The sequence below is a fragment of the Cellulomonas fimi ATCC 484 genome (assembly GCF_000212695.1).
Lineage (GTDB): Bacteria > Actinomycetota > Actinomycetes > Actinomycetales > Cellulomonadaceae > Cellulomonas > Cellulomonas fimi.
Genome location: NC_015514.1, coordinates 366,751 through 382,199 on the forward strand (window position 1 = coordinate 366,751; position 15,449 = coordinate 382,199).

Annotated in this window: 14 protein-coding genes and 1 riboswitch; of the genes, 12 read left to right on the forward strand and 2 right to left on the reverse strand. The window is 75.1% G+C overall.

All coding sequences use genetic code 11. The features are described 5' to 3' along the window. Positions 1-24: 24 nt before the first annotated feature. Genes CELF_RS01615 through CELF_RS01645 form a run of 7 tightly spaced genes read left to right on the forward strand, consistent with a single transcriptional unit; the run spans position 25 to position 8,030 of the window. A complete protein-coding gene (locus CELF_RS01615; protein WP_013769500.1) occupies positions 25-3,048 on the forward strand; it encodes a Na+/H+ antiporter subunit A in 3,024 nt (1,007 codons plus the stop codon). Beyond that, on the forward strand, positions 3,045-3,548 hold the full coding sequence (locus CELF_RS01620; RefSeq protein WP_013769501.1) for a Na(+)/H(+) antiporter subunit C: 504 nt from the start codon (positions 3,045-3,047) through the stop codon (positions 3,546-3,548). The genes CELF_RS01615 and CELF_RS01620 overlap by 4 nt, the downstream gene beginning before the upstream one ends. Then, the gene (locus CELF_RS01625; RefSeq protein WP_013769502.1) at positions 3,545-5,119 is read left to right on the forward strand and encodes a Na+/H+ antiporter subunit D; all 1,575 of its coding nucleotides are present in this window, start codon (positions 3,545-3,547) and stop codon (positions 5,117-5,119) included. The genes CELF_RS01620 and CELF_RS01625 overlap by 4 nt, the downstream gene beginning before the upstream one ends. Continuing rightward, positions 5,116-5,661 (forward strand): Na+/H+ antiporter subunit E, encoded by a 546-nt coding sequence (locus CELF_RS01630; protein ID WP_013769503.1) that lies wholly within the window; start codon positions 5,116-5,118, stop codon positions 5,659-5,661. The genes CELF_RS01625 and CELF_RS01630 overlap by 4 nt, the downstream gene beginning before the upstream one ends. Continuing rightward, complete coding sequence (locus CELF_RS01635) at positions 5,658-6,047, forward strand: MrpF/PhaF family protein (RefSeq protein ID WP_013769504.1); 390 nt, start codon at positions 5,658-5,660, stop codon at positions 6,045-6,047. The genes CELF_RS01630 and CELF_RS01635 overlap by 4 nt, the downstream gene beginning before the upstream one ends. Continuing rightward, entirely contained in the window at positions 6,044-6,481 is a 438-nt protein-coding gene (gene mnhG / locus CELF_RS01640; protein ID WP_013769505.1) for a monovalent cation/H(+) antiporter subunit G, read from the forward strand. The genes CELF_RS01635 and mnhG overlap by 4 nt, the downstream gene beginning before the upstream one ends. A gap of 46 nt (positions 6,482-6,527) precedes the next feature. Then, on the forward strand, positions 6,528-8,030 hold the full coding sequence (locus CELF_RS01645; RefSeq protein ID WP_013769506.1) for a phytoene desaturase family protein: 1,503 nt from the start codon (positions 6,528-6,530) through the stop codon (positions 8,028-8,030). A gap of 25 nt (positions 8,031-8,055) precedes the next feature. Here the strand turns inward: CELF_RS01645 and CELF_RS01650 are convergent, their stop codons facing one another. Then, on the reverse strand, positions 8,056-8,331 hold the full coding sequence (locus CELF_RS01650) for a DUF4235 domain-containing protein (RefSeq protein ID WP_013769507.1): 276 nt from the start codon (positions 8,329-8,331) through the stop codon (positions 8,056-8,058). A 91-nt stretch (positions 8,332-8,422) separates the two neighbouring features. Next, positions 8,423-8,552: riboswitch (TPP riboswitch) on the forward strand. Between the two features lie 86 nt (positions 8,553-8,638). On the opposite strand from CELF_RS01650, the gene CELF_RS01655 reads away from it, so the two are divergent. From CELF_RS01655 to CELF_RS01670, 4 genes are all read left to right on the forward strand, one after another. Next, positions 8,639-9,724 (forward strand): thiamine ABC transporter substrate-binding protein, encoded by a 1,086-nt coding sequence (locus CELF_RS01655; RefSeq protein ID WP_013769508.1) that lies wholly within the window; start codon positions 8,639-8,641, stop codon positions 9,722-9,724. Positions 9,725-9,842: 118 nt separating this feature from the next. Further along, the gene (locus CELF_RS01660) at positions 9,843-11,543 is read left to right on the forward strand and encodes an ABC transporter permease (protein ID WP_013769509.1); all 1,701 of its coding nucleotides are present in this window, start codon (positions 9,843-9,845) and stop codon (positions 11,541-11,543) included. After that, complete coding sequence (locus tag CELF_RS01665; RefSeq protein WP_013769510.1) at positions 11,540-12,610, forward strand: ABC transporter ATP-binding protein; 1,071 nt, start codon at positions 11,540-11,542, stop codon at positions 12,608-12,610. Before CELF_RS01660 ends, CELF_RS01665 begins: the two co-directional genes overlap by 4 nt. 122 nt (positions 12,611-12,732) lie before the next feature. Then, positions 12,733-13,503 carry a hypothetical protein gene (locus CELF_RS01670; protein WP_013769511.1) on the forward strand — a complete coding sequence of 257 codons (771 nt, stop codon included), beginning with the start codon at positions 12,733-12,735 and terminating at the stop codon, positions 13,501-13,503. Between the two features lie 28 nt (positions 13,504-13,531). On the opposite strand, the gene CELF_RS01675 is transcribed toward CELF_RS01670, so the two are convergent. Then, on the reverse strand, positions 13,532-14,626 hold the full coding sequence (locus CELF_RS01675) for a GNAT family N-acetyltransferase (RefSeq protein WP_013769512.1): 1,095 nt from the start codon (positions 14,624-14,626) through the stop codon (positions 13,532-13,534). Positions 14,627-14,747: 121 nt separating this feature from the next. Between CELF_RS01675 and CELF_RS01680 the strand changes: the two genes are divergently transcribed. After that, positions 14,748-15,365, forward strand: a complete 618-nt coding sequence (locus CELF_RS01680; protein WP_013769513.1) for a hypothetical protein — start codon at positions 14,748-14,750, stop codon at positions 15,363-15,365. Positions 15,366-15,449 lie beyond the last annotated feature (84 nt).

Here is a 15,449-nt window from a genome sequence, read left to right on the forward strand (position 1 = left end):
CCCCGACAGGACGGAGCCGGACGCGTGCTGCTGCTGCTCGCCGTGCACCTCGCAGCAGCCCTTGCCGCGCCCGCCCTGGTCAGGCTCCTGGGCCGCCGCGCGTTCTGGGTGCTGGCGCTCGCGCCGGCGTCGGCCGCCGTGTGGGCGCTCACGTGGACGCAGCAGGTGCAGGCCGGGACGGGGCCCGTCGAGCAGGTCGAGTGGATCCCGGCGCTCGGGCTCGAGCTGACGTTCCGGCTCGACACCCTGTCGTGGTTCATGACGCTCGTCGTGGGCGGCGTCGGGGCCCTCGTCCTCGTGTACTGCGCGGGCTACTTCGCGACGTCCGCGCACGGGCTGGGCCGGTTCGGCGGGGTGTTCGTCGCGTTCGCGGGCGCGATGCTCGGCCTGGTCACGGCCGACGACATGCTCCTGCTGTTCGTGTTCTGGGAGCTGACGACGGTGATGTCGTACCTGCTCATCGGGCACTACGCGGAGCGCAAGGCGAGCCGTCGCGCGGCGATGCAGGCGATCGTGCTCACCACCGCGGGCGGGCTGGCGATGCTCGTCGGCCTCGTCCTGCTCGGCGAGGCGGCGGGCACGTACCGGCTCTCGGAGGTCGTCGCGGACCCGCCGGTCGGCACGACAACGACGGTCGCGGTCGTGTGCCTGCTCGCGGGTGCGGCGACGAAGTCCGCGCTGCTGCCGTTCCACTTCTGGCTGCCCGCCGCGATGGCCGCGCCGACGCCCGTGAGCGCCTACCTGCACGCGGCGGCGATGGTCAAGGCCGGCGTGTACCTCGTCGCGCGGTTCGCGCCCGCGTTCGGGACCGACCCCGTGTGGCGGTGGACCGTCGTCGTGCTGGGCTGCGGCACGCTGCTGCTCGGCGGGTACCGCGCGCTGCGGCAGCACGACCTCAAGCTCGTGCTCGCGTTCGGCACCGTGAGCCAGCTCGGGCTGCTGGTGCTGCTCGTCGGGCTCGGCACGCAGGCGACCGCGCTCGCGGGCCTCGCGATGATCGGCGCGCACGCGATGTTCAAGGCGGCGCTGTTCCTCGTCGTCGGCGTCGTGGACGCGGCGACCGGCACGCGTGACCTGCGGCGGCTGTCGGGCGTCGGCAAGGAGCTGCCGCTGACGGCGCTCGCGGGCGGCCTCGCGACGGCGTCGATGATCGGCCTGCCGCCCTTCGCGGGGTACGTCGCCAAGGAGGCGGGCCTCGAGGCGCTCGCGCACCTCGACGAGGGTGCGCTCGGCCCGGTCGTGCTGACCGCGGTCGCGGTCGGGTCGGCCCTGACGGTCGCGTACGGCCTGCGGCTGTGGTGGGGCGCGTTCTCGACCAAGCCCGCGGTGCTCCCGGCGACGGCGGCGCCCGACCCGGCCAGCGGCCCGCGGCTCGACGAGGGCGCCCGCCCGGACGAGCCCCCCGCACCCATCACGCACCCGACGCTGCTGCTCGTGTGGCCCGCGATGGCGCTCGCGGTGCTCGGCGTGCTCGTGGCGCTGCTGCCGCACCTCGGCGAGGACCTGCTGCTGCCGTACGCGGAGACCTACCCCGTCGGCGAGCCCGGGCACCTCGTGCTGTGGGCCGGGTTCACGCCGGTGCTCGCGCTGACCGTGGGCATCCTCGTCGTCGGTGCGCTCCTGTTCGGTGCTCGCGCGCGCGTCGAGCGCTGGCAGTCCGGCCTCTACCGCGGGCCCGAGGCGGACCAGGTGTACCGCCGCTTCATGCGCCGGCTCGACGACGTCGCGGCCGACGTCACGGCCGTCTCGCAGCGCGGCTCGCTCCCGCTGTACCTGGGGATCGTGCTGCTCGTCTTCGTCGTCTCGGTCGGCAGCGTGCTGCTCACGCAGACGTCCGTCCCGACGGCGGTCGTGCCGTGGGACCACCCGGGCCAGCTCGTGTTCGCCGCGGTCGCCGCGGTGTCGGCGATCCTCGCGGCCCGCGCGCGCCGGCGGCTCAAGGCGGTCATCCTGCTCGGGATCGGCGGCTACGCGGTCGCGGGCCTGTTCCTGCTGCACGGCGCACCCGACCTCGCGCTGACGCAGGTCCTCGTCGAGACCGTGACGCTGGTCGTGTTCGTGCTGGTGCTGCGCCGCCTGCCCCCGTACTTCTCGGACCGGCCGCTGGCGGCCAGCCGGTGGCTGCGGCTCGGCATCGGGCTCGCGGCGGGCCTGACCGTCGCCGGGATCGCGCTCGTCGCACCGGGCGCCCGCGTGCACCTGCCGGTCTCCGAGCACTTCGCGGAGGAGGCCGTCGCGTGGGGCGGCGGCAAGAACATCGTCAACGTGACCCTCGTCGACATCCGCGCGTGGGACACCATGGGCGAGATCTCGGTCCTGCTCGTGGCCGCGACGGGTGTCGCGTCGCTCGTGTTCCTCTCGCGCCGCGGCGGGGCGATCTTCCGTGCCGACGACGCGCCCGCCGACCGTGCCGTGTGGGGCGGCAGCACGGACCCGATGGCCGCGCTGCGGCGCCCCCCGGGAACGCCCGCACGTTCCGACGCGCCGTCGTCGTCCGCACGGGACCGCCAGTGGCTCAGCGCGGTCCGCACGCTCGCGCCCCAGCGCCGGTCCGTGGTGTTCGAGGTCGTCGTCCGGCTGCTGTTCCACACGATGATCGTGTACTCCGTCTACCTGCTGTTCTCCGGCCACAACGCGCCCGGCGGCGGCTTCGCCGCGGGGCTCGTCACGGGCATCGCGCTGGTCGTCCGCTACCTCGCGGGCGGCCGGTACGAGCTCGGCGAGGCAGCCCCCGTGCAGCCCGGTCTGCTGCTGGGTCTCGGGCTGTTCCTGTCCGCGGGCGTCGGTCTCGTCGCGCAGCTCGCGGGCGGGTCGGTGCTGCAGTCCTGGATCGTCGACATCCACCTGCCCGTGATCGGCGACCTCCACCTGGTCACGAGCCTGTTCTTCGACGTGGGCGTCTACCTCGTCGTCGTCGGCCTCGTGCTCGACATCCTGCGCAGCCTGGGCGCCGAGATCGACCGGCGTGCCGAGACCGGCGAGGACGACACGTCCGAGGAGCCGACCGCCGACCGGGCGTTCGCCGAGCGCGGAGGGCCGGGCCGATGATCGACATGAGCCCCAACCTCGTCCTGGTCGCCGCGATCGCGGTGCTCGTGACGGCGGGCGTCTACCTGCTGCTCGAGCGGAGCCTGTCGCGCGTCCTGGTCGGCGTCGTGCTGCTCGGCAACGGCGCGAACCTGCTGTTCCTGGTCGCGGGCGGCGCCGCCGGCCGGCCCCCGATCGTCGGCGCGACGCCCGAGGGGCGGATGAGCGACCCGCTGCCGCAGGCGATGGTCCTCACCGCGATCGTCATCACCCTCGGCCTGTCCGCGTTCCTGCTGGCCATGGCGTACCGGTCGTGGCAGCTGCACCGTCACGACGAGGTGCAGGACGACGTCGAGGACCGCCGCATCGCGCGGCTCGCCGCCATCGACGAACGCGCCACGACCGACGACGACACCGAGGGCACCGGCGGTCCCACCCTCGACGAGGAGGCCGCCGAGATCCGCGACGAGACCGACGAGGGCGCACCCGCGCGCACGGCAGCAGAGGAGGCGAGCCGATGACCGACTGGACCTGGCTCGTCCCGCTGCCGGTGGTCGTGCCGCTGTCCGCCGCGGGCCTCGCGCTCGCGCTGTACCGCCGCCCGACGCTGCAGCGCGTCGTCAGCGTCGTCGCGCTCACGATCGTGGTCGTCGTCTCGGGGGCGCTGCTCGTCCTGGCCGACGAGGGGCCGCTCGTCGTCGACGTGGGCGACTGGGCCGCGCCCGTCGGGATCAACCTCGTCGTCGACCGGCTCGCGGCGCTCATGCTCACCGTCTCCGCGACCGTCACCCTGTGCGTCCTGCTGTACTCCCTCGCGCAGGGCCAGGAGGACGACGAGGAGTCCGCGCCGATCTCGATCTTCCACCCGACGTACCTCGTGCTGACCGCGGGCGTCGCGAACGCGTTCCTGTCCGGGGACCTGTTCAACATCTACGTCGGCTTCGAGATCCTGCTCGCCGCGTCGTTCGTGCTGCTCACGCTCGGCGGCACGCGCGAGCGGATCCGGGCGGGGACGATCTACGTCGTCATGGCGCTGCTGTCGTCCGTGCTGTTCCTCGTCGCGCTCGCCGCGACGTACGCCGCGACGGGCACGGTCAACCTCGCGCAGCTCGCGCTGCGGCTGCCCGAGATCGACCCCGGCGTGCGCCTCCTCCTGCAGGTGCTGCTGGTCCTCGCGTTCGCGATCAAGGCCGCCGTCTTCCCCCTGTCCGCATGGCTGCCCGACTCCTACCCGACCGCCCCCGCACCCGTCACCGCCGTGTTCGCGGGCCTGCTCACCAAGGTCGGCGTGTACGCGATCATCCGCACCCAGACGCTGCTGTTCCCCGAGGGGCGGCTCGACGACGTCCTCATGTGGGCGGCGCTGGCCACGATGGTCGTCGCGATCCTCGGCGCCGTCGCGCAGGACGACATCAAGCGTCTGCTGTCGTTCACCCTGGTCAGCCACATCGGGTACATGGTGTTCGGCATCGCCCTGTCCACCGACGCCGGGTGGACCGCGGCGATCTACTACGTCGCCCACCACATCACCGTGCAGACCGCGCTGTTCCTCGTCGTCGGGCTCGTGGAGCGCGTCGGCGGGTCGACGTCGCTGACCCGCCTCGGGGGCCTGGCGAAGATCGCGCCCGTGCTGGCCGTGCTCTTCTTCGTGCCCGCGATGAACCTCGCGGGAATCCCGCCGCTGTCGGGGTTCCTGGGCAAGCTCGGGCTGCTCGAGGCCGGCGTGCAGGTCGGCACGCCGCTCGCGTACGTCCTCGTCGCCGGATCCGTCGTGACGTCGCTGCTCACCCTGTACGCGCTGGTCAAGGCGTGGAACAAGGCGTTCTGGCAGGTCCCCGAGGAGCAGCGCCCGCCGACCCACCTGCCGTTCGGCATGGTCGGCCCCGCCGCTGCGCTCATCGTCGCCGGGCTCGTCCTCACGTTCGCCGCGGGGCCGCTGTACGCGTACACCGAGCGGGCGGCCGCGGCCCTGGCCGAGCGCACGCCCTACGTCGACGCGGTGCTGCCCGACGGCAAGCGCGGCAAGGGCGTGTCGGTCGACGTGACGGAGGAGGCCGCGCACGGCGACGACGCGGGGGAGGGCCACGGATGAGCCTGCACCCCCGCCGCGCGCGCTGGCGCACCCAGTGGGCGACCGTCGTCTGGCTGACCGCCGTGTGGGTCCTGCTGTGGGGCGACCTGTCGGTCGGCAACGTCCTGGCCGGGCTGGGCCTCGCCCTGCTCGTGACGACGGGCCTGCGGATGACGCCCATCCAGTTCGGCGGGCGGGTCCGCCCCGTCGCGGTCGTGGCGCTCGTCGGCCGGTTCGTCCTCGACCTGGTGCGCGCGTCCGCCGAGGTCAGCGCCATCGCGCTGCGGCCCCGCTACCAGCCGCACGGCGCCGTCATCGGCGTCCAGCTGCGCAGCCACTCCGACCTGTACCTCACGCTCACCGCCGAGCTGTGCTCGCTCGTGCCCGGCTCGCTCGTCGTCGAGGCGCACCGGCTCACCGGCATGCTGTACCTGCACGTGCTCGACGTCAGGACGAGCGGCGGGATCGAGGGCGCGCGGCAGGCCGTCCTGGACCAGGAGGAGCGCGTGCTGCGCGCGTTCGCGTCCGACGAGGAGCTGCGCGCCGCGGGGGTGCCCACATGATCGTCGTCGCCGTCGTCTGCACCGTGATGCTCGTCGTGGGCGCCGCGCTCGCGATCGTGCGGGCCGAGAAGGGCCCGTCGATGCTGGACCGGACCGTCGCGCTGGACGTCGTCGTCGCGACCATGATCGTCGGCGTCGCGCTGTACGCCGCCGTGCACCGGCGGGCCGACGTGGTCCCGGTCCTCGTGGTGCTGTCCCTCGTGGGCTTCGTCGGCTCGGTGACGATCGCGCGGTTCGCGGCCGTCGAGCCCGAGGGGGAGGGCCGGGTGAGGACGCGCGAGGAGCTCGCCGCCGAGGAGGCCGCCCGGGTCGAGGAGCAGCGCGAGGCGCAGGCCCACGAGCACGAGGAGCACCACGGCGGCGGCGCCGAGGGGGAGGTCCGATGAACCACTGGTGGGACACCCTCGCGGACGTCGTGTCGATGGTCTGCCTGCTCGGCGGGTCGCTGCTCGCGCTCGCGGCCGGCGTCGGCGCGCTGCGGTTCCCCGACCTGCTGTCGCGCATGCACGCCGCGACGAAGCCGCAGGTCCTCGGGCTCGTGCTGTGCCTCGTCGGGCTCGCGCTGCGGCTGCGGTCGGGCGGCGCGGTGTGGGCGCTCGTGCTCGTCGCCGTCTTCCAGATGCTCACCGCGCCCGTCGCCGCGCACATGGTCGGCCGGGCCGGGTACCGGACCGGCAAGGTCCGCAGCGACCTCCTGGTCGTCGACGAGCTCACGCGCGACCTGGAGCGGGCGGACGCCGACGCCGCCGCGGCCGGTGCGCCCGACCCGTCCGCCGACCGCCGACGCGAGCCGGGACGCGACGACATCGGGCCGCTGTGACCTCCTCGCCCCACCACGCGGGCCCGGGGAGGGGTTGAATCGGGGGATGGTGGCGAAGCGCGACGTCGTGGTGGTCGGGTCCGGGCCGAACGGGCTCGCCGCCGCCGTCACGCTCGCGCGGGCCGGGCTCGGCGTCACCGTCCTGGAGGCGCAGCCCACCGTCGGGGGCGGCGCGCGGACCCTCGACCTGGGCCTCGCGGACGGTGTCGTGCACGACGTCTGCTCCGCCGTGCACCCCATGGCGTGGGCGTCGCCGTTCTTCCGCGGCTTCGACCTGCGCGCGCGGGGTGTCGAGCTGCTCACCCCCGAGGTGTCGTTCGCGCAGCCGCTGCCCGACGGCCGGGCCGGGATCGCGTACCACGACCTCGACCGCACGGTCGTGGGTCTCGAGGACGACGGCCCCGCGTGGCGCGAGGTCGTCGGGCGGCTCGCCGAGCACGCGGACCACGTCGTCCGGCTCGCGATGGGCGACAAGCGCAGCATCCCGCCCGGCCTGCTGCCCGGCGGCGTCCCGACCGCGGCGCGGTTCGGGTGGCAGGTGCTCGAGCAGGGCACGACGTGGGGCCGGCGGTTCCGCGGCGACGTCGCACCCGCGCTGCTCACCGGTGTCGCCGCGCACGCGATCTCGCCGCTGCCGTCCCTCGCGGGCGCGGGCACCGCGCTCCTGCTCGCGGCCCTCGGGCACGCCGGGGCGGGCTGGCCGGTCCCCCGCGGCGGGTCGGGCGCGATCGTCGCCGCGCTCGTCGCCGACCTCGAGGCGCACGGCGGCGAGATCCGGACCGGGCACCGCGTCGCGCACGCCGGGGATCTGCCGCCCGCGCACGCCTACCTGTTCGACACCACGCCGCGCACGGTCGTCGACGTGCTCGGCGACCGGCTGCCCGCCCGGCACCGCGCCGCGCTGCGCCGGTTCCGGTACGGCAACGCCGCCGCCAAGGTCGACTTCGTCCTGTCCGGCCCCGTGCCCTGGGCCGTCCCCGAGGTGGGCCGCGCCGGCACCGTGCACCTCGGCGGCACGCGCGACGAGATGATCGCCGCCGAGGCGGACGTGCACGCCGGCCGGCACGCCGAGCGGCCCATGACCCTGCTGAGCGACCCGACCGTCGTCGACGACTCGCGCCGCGTCGGCGGCCTGCGCCCGCTGTGGACGTACGCCCACGTGCCCGCCGGCTCCGACGTCGACGTGACGGAGGCCGTCACCGCGCACGTCGAGCGGTACGCGCCCGGCTTCCGCGACGTCGTCGTCGCGTCCCGCTGCGTCCCCGCGGCGCACATGAGCACGCACAACGAGAACTACGTCGACGGCGACATCTGCGCCGGTGCGACGACCATGTGGCAGATGTTCGCGCGCCCCACGCCGACGCGGGACCCCTACGCGACCGGGCGCGACGGCGTCTACCTGTGCTCGGCGTCCACCCCGCCCGGGCCGGGCGTGCACGGCCTGTCCGGGTGGTTCGCGGCGCGCCGCGTCCTGCGCGAGGTGTTCTGCACGACGCAGCGCCCGTCGCTCGCCCCCGCCGCCGGCGCCGACCTCTGGCCGGACATCTGACGGCCGCGGGGGCCGACCGGGAGCGTCAGTCGACCAGCTCGCGGCCCGCCGACGTCTGCGACGTGAACTTCGCCGTGCCGCGCGTCGCCAGCACGCGCGCGACCGCGACGAGCGCACCCGTGAGCGCGGCCGCCGCGACGACCTCCGCCAGGCGCGCGTCGCCCTCGTCCTCCGGCTTCGGCGGCTTGTGACCGCTCGCGGCCTTCCACGCCTGGTTGATCGCCTGCTGCGCGACCCACGCCGCGCCCAGGGCGGCGCCGACACCGACGAGCCGGGCGATGGTCGACTGCTTGTCCGCCATGCGGGGAACCTCCGAGGTGGGACGGGACGGGGCCGCGACCACGCTAGCCGCCGCGCGGCGCGACCGCTGGTCGGACGGGCGTAGGATCGCCCGTGAACGACAGGGGAGCGTCACGTCGTCGGCAGCCCCGCCGGCGCCCAGGACGCTGAGAGTGCGGACCACCGCAGACCCTCGAACCTGATCCGGTTCACACCGGCGTAGGGAGTCGGGCTTCTCAGTCTCCGCGGTCGTCGTCGGCGTCCCCGCCCGGGGCTGCGGGCGGCGCGCGCGGCGACCCCCTCCTGCTGACGAAGGAGGAGCACCACCGATGGCGAGCCTGTCCCGCCGTACCGCCCCCGCCCTCGCGCCCCTCGCGGCGCTCACCCTGGCTCTCGCCGGCTGCTCCGCGATCGGTGGCGGCGAGGCTGCGCCGACGTCGTCCGGCGACCCCGCCCGGACGACCGTCACGCTCGTCACGCACGACTCCTTCGGGCTGTCCGACGGGCTGATCGAGACGTTCGAGCAGCAGACCGGCATGACGGTCGAGATCGTCCAGCCCGGTGACGCGGGCGCGCTCGTGAACCAGCTCGTTCTGACCAAGGACGCGCCCCTGGGCGACCTCGTGTTCGGCATCGACAACACGTTCGCGTCGCGCGCGGTCGAGGAGGGCGTCGTCGAGTCGTTCACGCCCGACGTGCCCGCCGCCGAGGACGCCGCGCAGTACGCGGTCGAGGGCTCGGACGCGCTCACCGCGATCGACTTCGGCGACGTGTGCCTCAACGTCGACCACGCGTGGTTCACGGAGCACGGCGTCGCGGAGCCGGCGACGCTCGACGACCTGACGCGCCCCGAGTACAAGGACCTGCTGGTCGTGCCGAGCGCCGTCACGTCCTCGCCCGGCCTCGCGTTCCTGCTGGCGACCGTCGGCGCGAAGGGCGAGGACGGCTGGGAGGCGTACTGGCAGGCGCTCGTCGCCAACGGCGTCAAGGTGTCCGAGGGCTGGTCGGACGCGTACTACACCGACTTCAGCGGCGGCGGCGGCGACGGTCCGCGGCCCGTCGTGCTGTCGTACGCGTCGTCCCCGCCGTTCACCGTGCCCGAGGGCGGCGAGGAGCCCACGACGGGCGCGCTGCTCGACACGTGCTTCCGGCAGGTGGAGTACGCGGGGGTCCTGACCGGCGCGGCCAATCCCGAGGGTGCGCGCCAGCTGCTCACGTTCCTGCTGTCCGACGAGGTGCAGGCCGACATCCCGACGTCGATGTACATGTACCCCGTGAGCAGCGCGGTCGACCTGCCGGAGGAGTGGGCCCGCTGGGCGCCGCTCGCGCAGGAGCCGTTCGAGGTCGCACCCGCCGACGTCGACGCGCACCGCGAGGAGTGGCTCGCGACGTGGTCGGAGATCGTCGCGGGGTGACCCGGTGACCGTCGCCACGCCCGCCCGGCCCGGCGGTCCCCGCACGGGGGCGCCGGGCCCGGGCGTGCCCGGCGGGGGTCCGCTGCCCGACCGTCCCGGACCGGGAGGGCGTACCGGGGTGCGGGCGGCGGCCGCCGGCCGGGGGCTGCTGTGGGGCCTCGCGGTCGCGGTGCCGCTCGCGTTCCTCGGGGTGTTCTTCGCGTGGCCCGTCGTCATCATGGTCGCGCGCGGGTTCGTCGTCGACGGCGCGCTCGACCTGTCCGGGTTCGCCGACGTGTTCTCCCGCCCCCGGACCTGGCGGATCGTCGGCCTGACCCTCGCGCAGGCCGGCACCGCGACGCTCGTGTCCGTCGTGCTCGGCGTGCCCGGGGCGTACGTGCTGCACCGCCGCACGTTCCCCGGCCGGGCCGCGGTGCGCGCGCTCGTGACGGTGCCGTTCGTCCTGCCGACCGTCGTCGTCGGCGTCGCGTTCCGGTCGCTGCTCGTCGACGGCGGGCCGCTCGGGTTCCTGCGCCTCGACGGGACGTTCACCGCGATCGTGGCCGCGCTCGTGTTCTTCAACTACGCCGTCGTCGTGCGGTCCGTCGGCGGGCTGTGGGAGCGCCTCGACCCGCGCGCCGAGCAGGCCGCCCGCGCGCTCGGGGCCACGCCGTGGCGCGCGTTCCGGACCGTCACGCTGCCCGCCCTCACGCCCGCGATCGCGTCGGCCGCGTCGCTCGTGTTCCTCTTCAGCGCGACCGCGTTCGGCACCGTCCTCGTGCTCGGCGGCCTGCGCTTCGGCACCGTCGAGACCGAGATCTGGGTGCAGACCACGCAGTTCCTCGACCTGCGCGCCGCGGCCGTGCTGTCCGTCGTGCAGCTCGTCGTCGTCGCCGCCGCGCTGCTCGTCGCCGGGCGCACCCGGTCCCGCCGCGAGCGCGCCCTCACGCTGTCCGAGCCGGTCGCGACCGTCCGGCCGCTCGCCCTGCGGCGCCCCCACGGCACCCCGCCCGGCGACGGGCACGCCCTCGCGCTCGGGGCGGCCGCCCTCACCGCGGGCGTCGTCGTGCTGCTCGCGCTGCCCCTCGTCAACCTCGTCGCGCGCTCGCTGCGCACGCCCGACGGCTGGGGGCTCGACCACTACGCCGCGCTCGCCGCGCCTGCCGACACCCTCGGCGTCACCCCGCTCGAGGCCGCGGTCACGTCCGTCCGGGTGGCCGTCGACGCCACGCTCATCGCGCTCGTCGTCGGCGGGCTCGTCGCGCTCGTCGTCTCGCGCCGCCCACGTCGCGCCGTCGGCCGCCGGGCCGTCGCCGGGCTCGACGCGCTGTTCATGCTGCCGCTCGGCGTCTCGGCCGTGACCGTCGGGTTCGGGTTCCTGCTGTCGCTGCACCAGCCGTTCGGGCTCGACGTCGACCTGCGCACCTCGCCCGTGCTCGTGCCGGTCGCGCAGGCCGTCGTCGCCGTCCCGCTCGTGGTGCGGACCGTCCTGCCCGTGCTGCGCGCCGTCGACCCGCGCCTGCGCGAGGCCGCCGCGACCCTGGGCGCCGCGCCCGGCCGTGTCCTCGCGACCGTCGACCTGCCGCTGGCCGTGCGGTCCCTCGGCCTCGCCGTCGGGTTCGCGTTCGCCGCGTCGCTCGGCGAGTTCGGCGCCACGTCGTTCCTCGTCCGCCCCGACCGGCCCACGCTGCCGGTCGTGGTGTTCCGGCTCATCGGCCGGCCGGGCGAGGCCAGCTACGGCACGGCGCTCGCCGCGTCCGTGCTGCTCGCGGTGCTCACCGCGGGCATCGTCGCCGCCTGCGAACGGCTGCGGGCGGGCAGCCCCGGAGGTGACTGGTGAGCGGCCTCGAGGTCCACGACGTCGTCGTGCGGTACGCCGCCGGACGACGAGGTTCGACGACCGCGGTCGACGGAGTCACGCTGCACGTCGAGCGGGGCGAGGTCGTCGCGCTGCTCGGACCGTCCGGGTGCGGCAAGTCGTCGCTGCTGCGGGCCGTCGCCGGGCTCGAGCCGCTCGCGGGCGGGTTGGTCGCGTTCGACGGCCGGTCCGTCGACGGGTTGCCCGTCCACCGGCGTGGGTTCGGCCTGATGTTCCAGGACGGCCAGCTCTTCCCGCACCGCGACGTCGCGGGGAACGTCGCCTACGGGCTCGCCGGCTCGGAGCGAGGGCCCGAGCGCACCGCCCGGGTCGACGCGCTGCTCGAGCTCGTCGGCCTCGCCGGCTACGGGCCCCGCCCCGTGACGACCCTGTCCGGCGGCGAGCGGCAGCGTGTCGCACTCGCGCGCGCCCTCGCCCCGCAGCCGCGGCTGCTGCTCCTCGACGAGCCGCTGTCCGCCCTCGACCGTGCGCTGCGCGAACGCCTCGCCGTCGACCTGCGCGCCGCCCTCGTCGCCACCGGCACCACCGCCGTCCTCGTCACGCACGACCAGGACGAGGCCTTCGCCGTCGCCGACCGCGTCGCCGTCATGGACCGCGGGCGGCTCCTCCAGGTCGGCACCCCCGCCGACCTGTGGCAGCGGCCCGCGAGCCGGCGCGTCGCCGCGTTCCTCGGCTACGAGGCGTTCGTGCCCGTCGACGCCGCCGCCGCCGCACCGCTCCTGCGCGCGATCGACGGCCGCGCGCTCACGGGCGGCGTGCTCGCACTGGCGGAGGGGGCGTTCGTCGTCGTCGACCGGGGGGCGGCCGGCACGGTCGCGCAGGACCAGGGGACCAAGGGCGCGGTCGTCGCGGTCACGTCGCGGCGCGGGCGGTCCGAGGTGCAGGTCGACGTCGACGGGATCGGTGTCGTCACCGCGCTCGGTCCCGTGGGCGTGCGCCTCGACCCGGGCAGCGTCGTCGCGCTCGCCGTCGACCCCGACGCCGTCGCCGTCCTGCCCCTCGACGAGCCCCCCGCACCGCCCACCTGACCGTCCGCCACCGCCCGCCGGACAGGTCGTCTCGCCGACCGGGCGCCCGTCGTCGGTGCGCACTACGGTCGGAGGTGTCCGGCGTCGCACTGCGCCGGCACGACGACGCGAGGTGATGCCGGATGACTCTCGACCGCCGCGAGATCGTGTCGCTCGACCTCCCCGCCGACCTCCACACCGTCTGGGCGCACCTGCGCGAGCCGCACCTCGTGCGCCGGTGGTTCGGCTGGGACTACGAAGGGCTCGACGCCGAGATCCAGCAGCTCTTCGTCGGGCATGCCGTCGCGGCGCAGCGCGCCGACGGGGACACCATCACGCACACGCTGTCGACGCCGGGCCACGACGTCCTCGTCGTCACCGCCGGGTCGCACGACCCGGGCCGCACGCACCTGTCGATCACGCGGCGCAGCCACGACGTCGCCCCCTACGACGGGGTGTACGACGCGGTCGACGAGGGCTGGATCCAGTTCGCGCACCAGCTCCGGTTCGCGCTGACCGTCCACCCCGGGCAGGACCGGCGGACGCTGTCCGTCTTCGGGCTCGACGCGGGCGACCGGCGCGACAAGCTGCTCGACCGGGCGGGGCTGCACGGCGTCCGCGGCATCCCCGTCGGCGGGCACGTCCAGGCGCGCCGGCCCGACGGGACGCTGCTCGGCGGGACGCTCGTCTACAAGGAGGAGCACCAGTTCGGGATCCAGCTGCACGGCATCACCGAGTCGTTCCTCGTGATCCTCGAGACGCCCGTCGCGAGCCACCCGCCGCACGGGACCGTCGGCGCCGTGCTCTCCGTGTACGGGCTCGACGACCCGACGTTCGCGCAGGTCGAGGAGCGCTGGTCCGGCTGGTGGACGCGGTCGCGGTCGCGGTCGCACGGGGCCGCAGCGACCGCCTGACGCCGGCCGTCCGCTCTCGCCTACGTCGTCAGGCGTCCAGACGGAGCTGCCACTCGCCCGCACCGCCGGAGGGGCGGAAGCCCAGGTCGATGTTGATGCGCAGCATGTAGGAGTTCTCCTCCGCGTTCCACGTCGCGACGCGCCGCGCCTGCGGGCGGACCTCCGCGAGCCGCTGCAGGTTCGCCGCCTTGACCAGCATGCCGAGGCGTCGACCGCGGTGCTCCTTGACCACGAGCGTGTCCTCCTGGTGCACGAACTCCTCGTTCTCCGGCGGGAGCATCAGGGTCGTGTACGCCGCGAGCGTGTGCGTCGGGACGTGCTCCGCGGCGGCGACGACGAGCTCGATGCCGCGGTCGACGAACTGCGCCTCCGTCGTGCGGATCCGGGTCGCGTCCCAGACGTCCTCCTCGAAGTCGAGGCCGCCGAGCGGCACGTCGGTGCTCATGCGCGTGTTCAGCCGCGCGTACTCGTCGACCCACTCGTCCGGCGCGTGCGAGCCCCAGTGCACGACGCGGTACTCGTCACCCGCGGCCGCCTGCGCCGCCGCCCGGTGCTCGGCCAGCGCGCCGTCGTCGACCGGCACCTGAAGCACGGAGCGGCGGGCCACCTGCTCGAGCTGCCAGCCGCGGGCCGTCGCGAACCGCGTCGCCGGGGCGTCGGCCGACACCCGGCCCGTGCCCGTGGACGGCACGAGCGTCGCGGGCCCCTGCGCCGGCTCCTCGCGCTGGTCGGTGCTCGCCGTGAGCGCCCGGCGGCCGGCTGCGCGCGCGATCCGCAGCGCCTCGTCGTGCAGCGCCGCGCCGATGCCCTGGCGTCGGAACTGCGGGAGGACCCCGATCTCCACGAGGCCGGTGTGCGTGTTGTCCTGGAGCGGCAGGTTCATCGCGAGGTAGGCCATCGGCGTGCCGTCGTCGTCGCTCGTGACGAGCTGCCGGACCTTGCGCACGTACGTCTGGTCGCGCAGCGAGCCGAGGACCTCCTGCGGCGTGCGGTCGTAGTCGCGCGAGCCCCACTCGTGCGCGACGACGTCGTTGGACACGGCGGTGAGGGCGAGCAGCGGTCCCGCGTCGGCGGCGTCGACGGACGACGGGACGGGGACCTCGTGGGACGACCAGCTGGGCATGGCGCCACCCTCCTCCCGTGCCCGAGCGCCGGTCGAGCGAATTGCCGGGCGCCGGGAGGGCGGCCTCCCGTCCCGCGCGGCGTCCCGGGCCCCTCCCGGCCGCAGCGGCGATACTGCGTGCATGCTGTGGCTGGAGGTCGTCGGGTGGCTCGGGTCGGTCCTCGTGGTCGTCTCGCTCATGCAGGCACGGGTCCTGCGGTTCCGGGTGCTCAACCTCGTCGGCGCGGTGCTCGCCACCGGGTACAACGCCGTCGTCGGGATCTGGGCGTTCGCGGTCATGAACGGGGCGATCGCGATCATCGACGTCTACTGGCTGTGGCGCCTGCTGCGCGAGCGGCACGACGACACCGCGTACACCGTGGTCGACGTGGGCCCGGGCGACGCCTACCTGCGGCACTTCCTGACCGTGCACGGCGAGGAGATCGCCCGCTTCCAGCCCGGGTTCGCGCTCGCCGACGACGCCCGGGCGTTCCTCGTCGCGCGGGGTGACGAGGTCGTCGGCGTCGTCGTGGTGCGCGACGTCGGGCACGGGGTCGGTGTCGTGGACCTGGACTGGGTCACCACGCGCTTCCGCGACTTCACGCCCGGCGAGTTCGTGTACCGGCACAGCGGGGTGTTCGCGGAGCACGGCCTGCGTGTGCTGCACGTCGAGCCCGCGCCGCAGATGCGCGAGTACTTCGCGAAGGTCGGGTTCCGGGAGACGGCGACGCGCTGGGTGCGCGAGGTCGAGCCCGTCTAGGTCGCCCCGGCCGCACGTCCGCCGGGCGCGCCCGGCCTGTGCCGTCGCCGCGTCCCCGACGGTCGGATCCGGGTGTCCGGGTAT